Source organism: Acinetobacter rudis, assembly GCF_000829675.1.
GTDB lineage: Bacteria > Pseudomonadota > Gammaproteobacteria > Pseudomonadales > Moraxellaceae > Acinetobacter > Acinetobacter rudis.
This window is the reverse complement of record NZ_BBRX01000088.1, coordinates 1-13,813: the sequence shown is the minus strand read 5'-3', so window position 1 is coordinate 13,813 and position 13,813 is coordinate 1. Positions and strand designations below refer to the sequence as shown.

The window sequence follows — 13,813 nt, the reverse complement described above, 5'->3', positions numbered from 1 at the left end:
AGATGTCAAGTAACATAAATACCTCATAATACATTTTATTTGATATACACTTTGAACGAAAAATCAAAATAGTTGAGAGTATTAATGCATAATATCGTAATTGTTGGTGGTGGTGCAGGTGGCTTAGAATTAGTAACAAAACTCAGTAAGCTTGTTGGGCAAAAAGACAATATTAATATTACATTAGTTGATGCCAGACTTACTCATGTTTGGAAACCATTGCTCCATGAAGTGGTCAGTGGCAGCCTTAACTTAATTGAAAATGAAGTGAACTATTTAATTCATTCTCATCAGAACAATTACAACTATATTTATGGCTCATTAATTAATATAGATAAGAATGATCAATCAATTGATATAGAGATTCATAGTTTAAGTCATCCAGAACAGAAGTGTGTTCGTAATGTTAAATACGATACTTTGGTCTTGGCGCTAGGGTCGATCTCGAATGATTTTAATGTGCCTGGTGTTATTGATCATTGCTATTTTTTAGATAGTCCTGAGCAAGCAAAGACTATTCACGATAAAATTTTTATGTCTTACTTAGATATAAAACAAGAAGTTATTCCTGTAGATCCAGAATATCATGTGGCAATCATTGGTGGAGGTGCTACTGGGGTTGAATTAGTTTCAGAATTGATTGAACTCAAGAATCAAATGGCCAAGACGCTATTTAAAGAATTAAATCAGATTAAAATGACATTTACTGTCATTGATGCTTCTGATCGTCTTTTAATGGCCTTATCTCCTAATATTTCAAAAGAAATAGAAAAAAGTCTAAAAACTATGGGAGTAAATGTTTTAAAAAATGCGCAAGTTGTTTCGATTGATGCAGATAAGATTTATTTTGCTGATGGGTCTGAACTGGCAGCTAACTTAAAGATTTGGGCTGCTGGTATTAAAGCACCTCAAGTTTTAGAAAGCTTAAAAGATTTTGAAAAAGATAAGATTCATCGCTTAAAAGTGTATGCAACACTGCAAACTTATTCAGATCCTAACATATTCGCGTTTGGTGACTGTGCAAATTGTCAGTTGGATGCAACGCAACCACCTTTGGGCGCAAGGGCTCAAGTTGCATCTCAACAAGCTGATTTTCTTTGTACGAGCTTAATGAATCGAATTTCAAATAAATCTTTACCCATGTTTAAGTTTAATGAAAAAGGATCAATTGTATCTTTGGGACAAAAAAGTGCGGTGGGTGAGATTTTCAACGAATTGAGTATATATGGAAAGCTTGCACGAACAACTTATGATGCTCTATATCGGGTACATCAAGTGAATATTCATGGTGCCAAACACACGCTTCAGTTAACCAAAAGAGATAGCATAACCAAAAATCTATTAAAAAATTTAAAGCTTTACTAGGCGATGAAAACTTTTAATTGAAAGGTGCTCTATGTCAAAGGCAAAATTCATCGTTATCCCAGCAAAGATGAAGATGAATTTTGCAGATACTCGCTTTGTTGGTTTGAATGTATTGCTTGATTATTTCTAATGGTGCACCTCCACAAGATCCTGAAAAATAAGAGCATAACTGTATAAACTGGCTTGGAATAACCTGCGTTTAGTTCAATAAATGACTTCGCATCCTTTTGCTGAGTAGGATTTTAAGTTATACACCGATTTGTTTAATTGCACTGTGAGTGGAGACTGACTTAGCATGTGCTTATGGTTTGCTTCATCATTACACTGTTTTAATTGGCCATCAAAGTCTTAGAGCAAACGTCAACAACACACTCAATGAACTAATGGTTAAAGGGCATTGCTGCTTTGTTGTATCTCATGAATTGAGTTTGACATCATTCAATGCTGGTGTTGATGGTATTTACGAGATATACGCACAATAACGAAAATTAGCAAGGCGTATCAATTTAGCTTTGAAGCTATGCAGGTCAACAGGTTGTTTAAAATCATTTTGTCTCTTGAAGGTGGATGCAGTGAAGATCACCCTAAGTAGCAGAAAACAAGCGACACCTATCAAGGCGTCGCCAAGACGTGTACGCTTTTAGAATCTGCTACTTGGACAAAGTGAAAGTAGGGCATATCTCAAAATATATAAGACCAGAACATTTAATTTTTAAGTCAGGTAAATAGATTGTTTATAGCGCTGCTAAGCAATTAACGCTATAAGACTTTGCAAAAGCATTAAGTAGTGCTTGAATAGATGCTGTTGCAATATCAGTATCTATGGCTACGCCCCAATACGTTTTGCCTTTTGGGTCAACACATCGAATATAACTAATCGAGCGACTATTACTGTGTTTTCCTAAAGTATGCTCAGAATATTCAGCAATGGTGATTTGACATGGCCATTTTATATTCAGTGCTTTAACTGAAGCGGATAATAAGCCATTACCATGTCCAGCAAGATGCATCAGTTGACCCTGTACTTCAATGGAGATATTGACATCATAAGTATGACTCTGTTTATTTGATTGATAATTTATAAGTCTAAATTCACTTTCAGATGGGCTAACTCCATATTCTTCGCGAAATAATGCCCAAATTTCAGCATGAGATAATTCTCTTTTGTAGCTATCCGATATTTTTTGGACAATCTGGCTAAAATCTTTCTGTAATTCCCTAGGTAAGTCTATGCCATGATTTTGTTGCAATATCCAAGCAGCACCACTCTTACCTGACTGGCTATTTACACGAATGACAGCTTCATAACTACAACCTAAATCAGCTGGGTCTATCGGTAAGTATGGAACTTCCCAGTACGAGTGGACTTGAGTTTCTCTGGCTTGAAAACCTTTTTTAATCGCATCCTGATGACTGCCTGAAAAAGCTGTAAAAACCAATTCACCTACATAAGGGTGGCGCGGATGGATCGGCAACTCATTACATTCCTTAACGATCTCTGCAACTTGATTGATATCAGAGAAATCAAGTTCAGGAGAAATGCCTTGTGTGTACATATTTAAAGCGATATTGACTAGGTCAACATTTCCTGTACGCTCACCATTACCAAATAAACAGCCCTCAATACGATCAGCACCAGCAAGCAATGCCAATTCTGCGGTTGCAACGCCTGTGCCTCTATCATTATGAGGATGTACGCTGATGCAAACCTGTTCTCTTTTAGAAAAATTTTTGCAGAAATATTCAATCTGATCTGCAAAAATGTTTGGGGTACTGACTTCAACTGTTGTCGGTAAATTAATAATCATCGGATTATTAGGACTCGGATCCCAAACTTGAGCAACTGCCTCGCAGATTTCTAAAGCAAACTCAATTTCTGTAAAACAAAAGGTTTCAGGCGAATATTGATATGTCCATTTAGTCTGAGGATATTTTTGGCATAAAGATTTAATTTGTTTTGTTGACGCCACAGCAAGATCAATGATTTCTTGCTTTGACTTTTGAAAAACAACTCTACGAAATACTTCAGCTGTAGCATTATAAACATGAACAATCGCTTGTTTCACCCCAACTAATGATTCGAAAGTTCTATCAATCAAATCAGCTCTGGCCTGCGTCATGACCTGAATCGAAACATCATTCGGTATTTTATTTTGTTCAATAAGATATCGCACAAAGTTAAAATCTGTTTCTGATGCGGCGGGGAAAGCAACTTCTATTTGTTTAAAGCCACATGCAACGAGTAATTGAAAAAACTTAAATTTACGCTCGTGATCCATCGGATTAGCTAAAGCTTGATTACCATCTCGAAGGTCTGTAGAACACCAAATAGGAGCACAAGTGATTTTTTGACTTGGCCAAGTTCTTTCTGAAAACTCTAAAAATTCAAAGCTACGATATTTATTTTGAGGATGATTTAACATGATATTCTCTCGATGTCTTAATAACATCATCATGAATCATCATTTTTTGTCTTTCTTTAGATTAAAAGACAATCAGTGTTGAACAACGGACATTTTTAATTTGATTTTTTCTTTAAGTACTCTGTCGGTGTCAGTCCCATTTCTCGTTTAAACATATATGAAAATGCACTAGGACTTTCATAACCTAAATCTAATGCAATATTTAATATTGGTTTTTTCATTTCAAGATCAGTGAGTGCTTGTAATAGTTTTGCTTGCTTTAGCCATACGCTAAAATTCATATCCAGTTCTTTCAAAAAAAGTCGTGAGAGTGTTTTTGCGCTTAAATGATGCTGTCTGGCAATGTCATCTAAATGATTTGTTGCTGACAAGTTTTCTCTGATATTTTTACAAATATTTTTTAAACGCTCGGACTGTGCTTCTGGTAATTGAAATGGTACCTCTTCTAAAAATCGTATTTCATCTAGAATGAGCTCTAAAAGTCGTTCATTTCTTGTATGAGCTAAAATTTCTTCTTTGATGAGTACAGCTTGATTAATTAATTCTGAAAGATATCTTGGTATAGCGACAACACTACACTCTGTCATAAAATCGGCTCGTGCAAAGGGCTCCACAAATATTCCGCGAGCTTCAACTTCACCAAAAATCATGATGGCGTGTTTTTTATTTTCTGGAATCCAAATCCCTTTAGATGGCGGAATGACCCAAATTCCCTCAGCTGTTCGAACATGAATCACGCCCGAGAGCGTATGTAATAATTGGATTCGATCATGTTGGTGAGTATCTTCTATATATCCAGCAGTATAAGACTGTGCATAGGCATAGATCGGATAATTTAACTGACCATGAGAGTAATGCATTATATGTAGCTCTAAATAAGGTCAAAAGAGATTTTAACATGAGTATCAAAGTTTAAATCTGATAACTGAGATTTTTGCTAAAAAATAGGGTTGACCAATAAAGTGAATTGATAATGAGCAATTGACTTTGCTAAGCGTACATATAATGCAGTAGAGACCTTAGTTTTGCTTAACGGGTGTTCTTTGTATATATCGATCTAATACATAACGTACACTTGAAGCATCAGCCGGAGGATTCTCAACTTCATATTGTTTTAACTTGAGAATAACTGATTCATTATTATTATGTGTATAGCCCTCAATACCATCATAAAAGTTTTCCCATTCTAAATTTTTAGCAACATAAGCGCCGTTGTTGTCTATGGTGATTTTGCGCACTTGCAAACACTCATAAATGCCTTCACCAGAACATTCTTGAACTAAAGGCGAAATTTCTAAATAGACAGTTTTGAACTCAGTATTGATTTGCTCTGATTTATTCAGACTTTCATAGCTTTCATTACTTGTTGCACAAGCAGTTAATAATAATGGAAGAGTAATAAGGACGAGGTATTTTTTCATTTAATGGTCTCAAATTTTTTTGCATGATTATTTATAAGATTTTTAATTTACCATTCAAAAAATTACCTTTATGTAGCTTATTGTTCAAATTTTTTCTCAAAAAGTTAATTAACACTGCAGAGGAGAAAATATTTGATCAAAAGTTAAGTATAAAATGTCAAAAACCATAATAAATAAACTTTGGTTATTGTTGGGTTAGGCTTATATAGAAATGAGTGATAATTAGATATAACTCATAAAAAGATGGTAAAGGTCGACTATCTTTCTAAGCTCACAAAACAGCAGAAAACGATAGATTTAATGTTTCTGTCCCAGAGGGATTTTTGTCTTGATAAGCTGCTCCAATTTGTACAAATCCAGCATTTATCAGGGTTTTCTGTGATGGCACATTATCAAAAACTGTCCTAGCATATAAACGGGTAAGTCCTATTTTTTTTGCAAGTTGTTTGGCCAACATCAGGGCTTTAATCGAAACTTTATTTCCTCTGTGTTCCGGAGCAACCCAATATCCAATTTCAGCTTCATTGTCTACAATATTAAAGAAAACCAAACTCCCTATAAAATCCCCTGTAGATTGATTTGATATTGTTAAAACAGCAAGAGTACCGTTTACTAAGCCATCTTCGATCGCACTATGAATTAAATTTTGAACAATATCGGGAGTGTACTCATCTAATGGTAGGTGAGCAAAGCGTTTGACTAAAGGATCATGTGTACCATTTGCATACGGTATTGCATCCTTATTCTGCATGACTCTCAGAGATAAAAAACCATCTGAAATAGGTAAGGCTTGCCTAAAGTCTGCTATTAATTTACTCATAATTTTTAGTTCTCCGTATTCCTCATCTATTCAACGTCTTAAGCCAATGTTAACTGAATGATTTGATGCATTTAGAACAATGTTCTTTATGAAGAACAGTGTTCTTCTGTGGTATGCTGATCTCAAATTTAACTATTGTCAAGTTTGTTTGAAATGCCAAAGCGTAATACGTCAGATCACAACTCTAGTCAGATACCAACAATATGGTTGAAACCTATAAAATCTCCTCGAGAGCTTCCGTTGTTGACGAGGGAAAAGATCATTCATGCTGCAATTCATATTTTAGATGAAGCCGGTTTAAATGGTTTGACCATTCGAAAACTTGCACAACAATTAAATGTTGGTCCTACTTCTTTATATAACCATATTGAGACTCGGGATGATGTGCTAGAACTTGCACTTGATAGCATTATTGGAGAAGTTGCCTTTTCTAATAAGAATTTAGCCGTAGAACAAGCATTAACAGATTTTTTAATAGAGTGGAGAAGGGTACTTCTTAAACATATTTGGTCGATTAGTCTTTTAGGGTTTAAACCATTGATTGGTCCAAATGCTTTAGCGCATGCGGAACACCTTCGCAGTATACTTGTACGTACTGATCTTTCGATATCAAGTATTATTTATTTTGAATACACTTTATCTAATTTCTTGATCGGATCAGTGGTTTCGCAAGTATCTTGGCAAACAGGAAATGAACAAGAAATACGTAACCAAGTGGCTTCATTCATTACACTTAATGCAGAAACCTACCCGCTGCTTGCGGCTCACGCGGGGAATGTACACGATGATTGGGATCAAAGCTTTATTTATGGCTTACAGGGGATAATTCGTTGTTTAATAAAACAGTGAAGTTAATATGCTAAACCTCATCGCTTATATAGTGACTGTATTTTTAGCAGCGTTGGAGAAATTTAGACCCATTTAAAAGATCTACTAGGTCATGATTATTTAAATTGAAGTTCAAATAAATAGGTACTTCACAATGGGGCTATAATGATGGCTAATTAATACGCTACACTTGAAGCTAATTTGTATACGCATCATACTGATTCGCTGTATAGATAATAATGGGCAGGTTTAGCCATCAAGGTTTTTAATCTGTCGTAAAGTTAAATTAATACGTGCAGTATTAATACGTTTGCTTGGTGGCAGACGATGAAGCCAGTGGGTCTGCGTTGTATCTTTCATAATTAATAAACTGCCATGCGCTAAAACTAACTCGACTTTTTCTTTGGAGCATTTATGTTTAAAAGAGAACTTTCTTTCAGCTCCAAAACTTAATGATGCGATTACGCCGTTCTTCTTTAAATCTACCTCTGCATCACTATGCCATGCCATACCTTCATTGCCATCATGATAAAGATTGAGTAAACATGAGTTAAATGTTTCATTACTATACTGTTCAACAATATTTTTTAATTCGAGTAATGCCGAAGTCCACATTAAGGCATGTTTAGTCATTTTAGAATATGTATAGGAAAACGGATGATCTCCATACCAAGCCACCTTGCGTTTAGTCTTGATGTGCTTTCCATAAATAATCGCTTCATCATGTTTCCAGCTAATCGAACTTAATAATTCACTAAAGTAAGCATCAGCCTGCTCTGAAGGAATAATCTGCCCAAAATATAAAACCGTACCATCACAGGGCAATCGATTTTGATGGTGATTGTTAGATTCAAACAGAATCATTTTTCCAACTCATATAGGCTTTTTTCATGCAATGTCCACACGGACGATAACCAAGAATGATTGCTTCAGCTTCAGTGTCAAAAAACACTCGGTTATCACGTTTCATGCGTTTACCTGAGTAACAATTTAACATTCCATAAATTTTTAGCTGCCGATTTCCTCCAAACAAAATTTTTCTTTGCCGAATGAGTAATTTAAGCTCCTGATCTGTAATCATTTCATGATGTATCATGCTTAACTTACTGCATCATGAAAAATAATGCCTAATGTATAGCGCTCACCCTGATGAAGCGGGCTTACGCCGTGTTTCATCGTCATCCGAAAGTAAGATCGCGTTCCTTTTTCAGGTTTGAACTGTGTTGCGAAAATAAGTACATCACCCTTTTGTGGCTGTAACACGATGGCTTTAGATTGTGCGCGAGGAATTTGTTGAGTCATAACAAACTCTCCGCCGTGATAATCGGTATTTATCTGACTTAAAAAAATCACAAGTTGAATTGGAAAATAAATCTCACCGTATAGATCTTGATGTAAAGTATTAAAGCCACCTTTTGGGTACTGAAGTATTAATGGTGTTGCTTTCATCTGCCCATGTTGTTGGCATTGCTCTAAAAACTCTTGATGGGTTTCTGGAAAAATAGTATCCAAATCAAGCAGCTTAAACCATGTATTTGCAATAGGCATAAGATAACAATAGATTTGTGTACGTAAGTGCTGAATTAAGTGAGGCAATGGATAAGAAAAATATTTATACTCACCTATTCCAAATCGATACTGTTGCATATTCACAGTCTTGCGGTATAAGAAGGGGTGATCATAATTATTTCTAATCACATTGCATTGTTGCTCCGTGAAGAACTTTTCTAGTATTACAAAACCTTGATCATGCATCGTTTCAGAAATAGACTGCCAATCTAAATGTGCTAGTTTTTCTCTGAAATATTTTTCGAGCTCACTAGGGTGCATGTGTTTTTGCTCCTTCCCAACCAATAATGGCTGTTTTTCGAGTTGTGCCCCACATGTAACCACCAAAATGACCAGTAGATTGAATAACTCGGTGGCATGGGATGAGAAATGCAACTGGATTGTTTCCTATAGCTGTCCCCACAGCACGAGACGCTTTTTCGTTACCGATTTCTTTTGCAATTGCACCATAAGTACTGAGTTCACCCATTGGAATCTTGAGCAAGCTTTGCCAAACTTTAAGCTGGAACTCAGTACCTTTTAAATGTAGTTTAATCTTAGATAAGTCTTGCTGATCTGCTTGAAAAATACTGATCGCTCTCTTTTGTAAATGATCCTCATGCTGAACAAATTTTGCGTTAGGAAACTGTGTCTTGAGCTGTAAATAAGTATTTTCATTATCTTCGGTAAAAGCCATATAACAGATGCCTTTAGCCGTTGAGGCGATAAGTACTGAACCGAACATAGTTTCTGAGAAACTATAATTGATTTGTAAATCTTCTCCACCGTTTCTATATTCAGCAGGTGTCATCCCTTCTATTTGTACAAATAAGTCGTGTAAACGACTTGGACTTGAAAAACCTGTATCGAATGTAGCGTCTAATACACTATTTTCTTTGTGATTTTTTAAAATTGATTTGGCGTGTTCAACGCTGATATATTGAAGGAACTTTTTAGGACTAATTCCGGCCCATTCAGTGAAAATCCGTTGAAAATGTGCTTGGCTTAAATGAATATGTTCTGCAATTTCAGATAGGCTCGGCTGTTCTTTGAAGTTCTGATGAATATATTCAATCGCCTTCGAAATACGAATGTAATTTATATCTTTTAACATGCTTCTCTACCCAAACCTTTAACTTATTAAACATTAACAAGTCGAACCACTGAAAAAAATCCGAATCTTGCTATAAGTGAGTGATTTGAGTATAAATTGAAAAGTGAATTCACGTTCTTTTCACAACAAATTGGCACTACAGTAAACAACGTAATAGCTTGATGACCCAAAGAGCTTTGTCCGCATTTCATCTTTGATTCGGTCTCAGTACATGTTTCTGAGTACATAGTAACTCTTGGTTTTAATTAGTTATAAGAATGAAAATAGTGCTTTGATTGAACATGAATCAGTGACTAGACATGGTTGTGTTAAGCATTCGGCACTATAAAATTGCAATCCATTTGCTGATAAGTTTGGGCATAATATTTCTTAAATTAAATAAAACTGTAGTAGCTAAAAATAGTTCATCACCTGTATCGCTTATGATTGAGTATGCTGATTAAAATCAAAAACTAATCCTAAGATATTTATCCTATCATCCGAAAATGATATCAGCATACTTGAGTCAGTTTATTTAGCATTTTGTACTGGTCCAGATGATTCATTATTCTCAAGCCTTAAATGCAGCTCTTTATTGATGACTAGGGTTAAATTTTTAGAATGATGTCTCTGTAACAATTTACCTTAGTAAAGAAACTTAAATTTTATTTTTATTTGTTTAGTACGGTTCTATGCAACTTATATTCTAGCTGAGATGAATAACTTTAAATCGCCTGTCAAATTGTAATGTATTGATTTAGAATCAACGAATAATGATCAGTTGCAAAATATAATGGGGTAGAGAAGTACAATGCAAAATGCTCGCGTTCAACCAATAATAAGCCGCCCAGGTGAAAATGCCTTATTTATTATTTTAAATCTGAAACAAGCGGAAGATACCGTAAATACGGTAATTGATTTTTCTGCCAATTTTTCAGCTTTAACTCGCAGCTTAACGGGGCGTTATCCTGAAGCACATTTTAAAGCCATACTTGGTTTTAGTTCAAATGCGTGGGATATCTTGTTTCATGATAAGAAAAAACCACAAGAATTAGAAACCTTCAAAGAAATTAAAGGGCCAAAATATACCGCAGTTTCCACTGAAGGCGATTTATTTTTTCATATACGTGCAGATCGTCAAGCGCTTTGTTTTGAGTTGGCAAGTATCATTCAAGAGCAGTTGCAGCATGTGACTATAGCCATCGATGAAGTATCGGGTTTCCGTTATTTTGATGGTCGTGCAATCATTGGCTTCGTTGATGGAACTGAAAACCCTGAAGACGAAATTGCAGCTGATTACGCTTTAGTCGGAAACGAAGATATTGAGTTTAAAGGTGGCAGTTATGCATTTGCTCAGAAATATTTACATGATATGAATAAATGGCGTGCACTGAGTGATGAAGAACAAGAAAAAGTCATTGGTCGTAAGAAATTCAATGATGTTGAGTTAAGTGATGAGATCAAACCAAAAACAGCACATAATGTGGTGAGTAAGGCACATGATGAGGAGGGGAATGAGTTAAAAATTATGCGAGCCAATATGCCTTTTGCCAATGCCTCCAAAAATGAATATGGAACTTTTTTCATTGGTTACTCCCGTAAGTTTAGTGTAACAAAGCAAATGTTAGAGCATATGTTCTTGGGAGATACGGAAGGAAATTTAGACCGTTTACTTGATTTTAGTACAGCAAAAACTGGCACCTTATTTTTTGTACCTACTGTTGATTTCTTAGATGACTTAGCTGAGTGATGCGAGTGGACAAGTCAATTGCTTGGTTTACTACTTGCAAATAAAATACTGGATCGCAAAAGCGATCCTTTTTTGAGGATGTTTACGACAACTTACTTAAATACATTATTTATGATTAATTGAGCGTGACTAGAAATAAGAAGAATAGATTTTGATACACTATGCTGCGCTAGTTTGTAGAATGTGGATTATCTTTTAATGTTTCAAAGACATTATATGCTGCCTTGATTCGATCAACATTGGGTATTTTTTTATTCATTAACATCACTAATCCAAACCCTTCTTGTGGAATAAATAGAACATATGCTCCGAAGCCATTTGTAGATCCAGTTTTATGAAAAACTTTAGATTTTGGCTGAGATAACTCTTTTACTACAGGATTTGATCCTAATAAGATTTGTTCAGAGTTACTCATTTGTAGAGTTTTAGACGTAGTAGGATAAGAAAACATTTCCCATCCAAGGGCTTGTGTCATACCACTATCTGCAACTTTAAAAAATCCTTGATGCGTATCTAATATAGCGGTTTTCATGGCTGGGTTATTTAGATTGACATTAAGATTTAGACTTACAAATTTAAGCATATCTGGAAGTGTTGATTTAACCCCATATGCTTCATCAGAAAATGGGCCTGGATTAACTCGAATAGGTTGATTATTTTTATCGTAACCGAAAGCGTAATTGATTTTTTGTTCTGCTGGAACATTGACGTATGTGTTTTTTAAATTGAGTTGTGGAAAAATAACTTGTTCTAATAATGACGAGAAAGAACGATTCATTGCTTTTGCGGTTAGGTGCCCAAAAAGACCTATGCTTGGATTGGAGTATTCACGATAAGTCCCAGGGGGATTCTTCATTTTCCAGTTTTTAAAATAGGTTAAGATCTGCTGATCTGTTTTCACGTGATCTGGAAATTGTAATGGCAAATTACCGCTAGTATAAGTCAATAACTCTAATAAACTAACCTGATCAATTTCTGAGTTTTTTAATTCAGGCATATATTTACTCGGATGATCATTGAGCGATATTTTCCCTAAGTTATTAGCATATGTACCCGAAATTGCAGTAAAAGTTTTACTTAAGGAACCTAACTCAAAAAGAGTCTGATGATTAACACTCTTGTTGGCCTTTTCCGATTGAATACCATAATATTGTTCATATTTTTTACCGTTATAGATTACACCTATAGCCATACCTGCTACACCGTACTGATCCATCAGCGGCTTAAAAGATTGAGTGATAGCACTCTCAATACTTTTTTCATTTTGTCCTGTTTCATTTGCATGTAATTGCATACCCAAACAGCTAATCATCGTCATGATGGCTGCTTGCCCCATTTTTTTTTGAATAAAAATCATTAAATTAAATTTCTATAAAGAATATGGTATATATCATCTCATCGAATAAATATTAGATATGTATTAATTTTTTATCAATGTCTATTTAGTTTGCTCACTTTACACTTACTGAAAAATCTTCAAAAGTTATAGTAAACTATGCTTCAAGCACTCTATTATGAATCATATAAATGTGCAAAGTGTAGTGACATTTTAGGCATTCAAGATTATAGTTAAATTTAATAATTATATATGAAAAGATATGAGATTTTTTTAGTTTATATTCAAGTCATAAATTTTTAGAAATTGATAATATAAAATTTGATAGATTTAAACTGTCTTTTCATTCATATAACGCCAATACCTTTTGGGTACATATTGAATATGAAGCTTTAAATTTTTACGAGAGGCGATATTAACACTTTTAAAATAGTCTTTCCAAAGTTGATCATACAAAATTTCTTCTGGATCTAACTCAATGTTAAAGCTTTGACTGGAACCAACTTCAATTTTATTATCGACTTCATATACATCCATATGTACATTATGAATAGTTTTTAAGTCATAGTAGATACCAAAATTTCTTTTTTCATCATAGATTAACCATTTTTGATCTTTATATCTTGCGATGAAGTGCGCTTGAATCAATGGTAAAACATTAAAGTCAGGGTTTACTAGGCTGATAAATAGTGCATCTTTAGACTTCTTAAAGCGAACGAATGCTTCCATACGATGTTTTTCACGACCAACCTGTTTTGCCCATTTTGAAATTGCTAAAACATCAGGATGTCCATAGTTTCTATCTATAGATTCAGATGAGTGAAAACAATAAATACAAAAATTGAATAAGTGCTGAAAAACTTCTTCTTGCTCTGATAAAAAAGCATAATAGAAGTTTCGTAATCCGACATTAGAATTGAATGATTTTAAACCGCTCCATACTCTATTCGCATGTTCTTGATTAGATTCAACAGTTATATTTTCGTCAAATAAACCAGACTGGCAGTTTTGTTTACTCGTTACTAGAACGTCAAACTCCTTAAATTTAAATGCACGAAATACACAGCATAATAAGCCTGTCATTGTGCCATCAAAAATATAATTTGCCATTTAAAATAATAAATCCAATTGTGGAGAAAGTTGTTTGAAATATTTAGATTGGCTTGTTTGTTCAATTTTTTGTCTAATATTGAGTGCATCAATATCTTTACTAAATTTTTCAGAATCAG

Annotated in this window: 13 protein-coding genes; 3 read left to right on the top strand and 10 right to left on the bottom strand. The window is 34.6% G+C overall.

The window, feature by feature from the left end; all coding sequences use genetic code 11:
• The first annotated feature begins 72 nt into the window (after nt 1–72).
• Nucleotides 73–1,365, top strand: coding sequence for an NAD(P)/FAD-dependent oxidoreductase (locus tag Aru01_RS16545; RefSeq protein WP_155757966.1), 1,293 nt, complete (start codon nt 73–75; stop codon nt 1,363–1,365).
• A 734-nt stretch (nt 1,366–2,099) separates the two neighbouring features.
• Here Aru01_RS16545 and leuA read toward each other — a convergent pair.
• The 4 genes from leuA to Aru01_RS16525 form a co-directional block, all read right to left on the bottom strand.
• On the bottom strand, nt 2,100–3,788 hold the full coding sequence (gene leuA / locus Aru01_RS16540; RefSeq protein WP_016656638.1) for a 2-isopropylmalate synthase: 1,689 nt from the start codon (nt 3,786–3,788) through the stop codon (nt 2,100–2,102).
• 95 nt (nt 3,789–3,883) lie between these two features.
• Complete coding sequence (locus Aru01_RS16535; protein WP_016656637.1) at nt 3,884–4,648, bottom strand: AraC family transcriptional regulator; 765 nt, start codon at nt 4,646–4,648, stop codon at nt 3,884–3,886.
• A 159-nt stretch (nt 4,649–4,807) separates the two neighbouring features.
• A complete protein-coding gene (locus Aru01_RS16530; RefSeq protein ID WP_016656636.1) occupies nt 4,808–5,209 on the bottom strand; it encodes a DUF4377 domain-containing protein in 402 nt (133 codons plus the stop codon).
• Between the two features lie 271 nt (nt 5,210–5,480).
• Nucleotides 5,481–6,029, bottom strand: a complete 549-nt coding sequence (locus Aru01_RS16525) for a GNAT family N-acetyltransferase (RefSeq protein WP_016656635.1) — start codon at nt 6,027–6,029, stop codon at nt 5,481–5,483.
• A 240-nt stretch (nt 6,030–6,269) separates the two neighbouring features.
• On the opposite strand from Aru01_RS16525, the gene Aru01_RS16520 reads away from it, so the two are divergent.
• Nucleotides 6,270–6,878, top strand: coding sequence for a TetR/AcrR family transcriptional regulator C-terminal domain-containing protein (locus tag Aru01_RS16520; RefSeq protein WP_040331229.1), 609 nt, complete (start codon nt 6,270–6,272; stop codon nt 6,876–6,878).
• A 228-nt stretch (nt 6,879–7,106) separates the two neighbouring features.
• On the opposite strand, the gene Aru01_RS16515 is transcribed toward Aru01_RS16520, so the two are convergent.
• The 4 genes from Aru01_RS16515 to Aru01_RS16500 are packed head-to-tail and all read right to left on the bottom strand — an operon-like array spanning nt 7,107 to nt 9,519.
• Nucleotides 7,107–7,721: an alpha-ketoglutarate-dependent dioxygenase AlkB family protein gene (locus Aru01_RS16515; RefSeq protein WP_016656633.1), complete on the bottom strand. Its 615-nt coding sequence runs from the start codon at nt 7,719–7,721 to the stop codon at nt 7,107–7,109.
• The gene (locus Aru01_RS16510; RefSeq protein ID WP_016656632.1) at nt 7,708–7,953 is read right to left on the bottom strand and encodes an Ada metal-binding domain-containing protein; all 246 of its coding nucleotides are present in this window, start codon (nt 7,951–7,953) and stop codon (nt 7,708–7,710) included. Before Aru01_RS16510 ends, Aru01_RS16515 begins: the two co-directional genes overlap by 14 nt.
• Nucleotides 7,954–7,955: 2 nt before the next feature.
• Complete coding sequence (locus Aru01_RS16505; RefSeq protein ID WP_016656631.1) at nt 7,956–8,687, bottom strand: 2OG-Fe(II) oxygenase; 732 nt, start codon at nt 8,685–8,687, stop codon at nt 7,956–7,958.
• A complete protein-coding gene (locus Aru01_RS16500; RefSeq protein ID WP_016656630.1) occupies nt 8,677–9,519 on the bottom strand; it encodes a methylated-DNA--[protein]-cysteine S-methyltransferase in 843 nt (280 codons plus the stop codon). The genes Aru01_RS16505 and Aru01_RS16500 overlap by 11 nt, the downstream gene beginning before the upstream one ends.
• Nucleotides 9,520–10,309: 790 nt before the next feature.
• On the opposite strand from Aru01_RS16500, the gene Aru01_RS16495 reads away from it, so the two are divergent.
• Nucleotides 10,310–11,248: a Dyp-type peroxidase gene (locus Aru01_RS16495; protein WP_016656629.1), complete on the top strand. Its 939-nt coding sequence runs from the start codon at nt 10,310–10,312 to the stop codon at nt 11,246–11,248.
• 169 nt (nt 11,249–11,417) lie between these two features.
• Here the strand turns inward: Aru01_RS16495 and blaMCA are convergent, their stop codons facing one another.
• On the bottom strand, nt 11,418–12,605 hold the full coding sequence (blaMCA, locus tag Aru01_RS16490) for an MCA family class C beta-lactamase (RefSeq protein WP_016656628.1): 1,188 nt from the start codon (nt 12,603–12,605) through the stop codon (nt 11,418–11,420).
• 309 nt (nt 12,606–12,914) lie between these two features.
• Nucleotides 12,915–13,694, bottom strand: coding sequence for a TIGR03915 family putative DNA repair protein (locus Aru01_RS16485; RefSeq protein ID WP_016656627.1), 780 nt, complete (start codon nt 13,692–13,694; stop codon nt 12,915–12,917).
• Between the last annotated feature and the right edge of the window lie 119 nt (nt 13,695–13,813).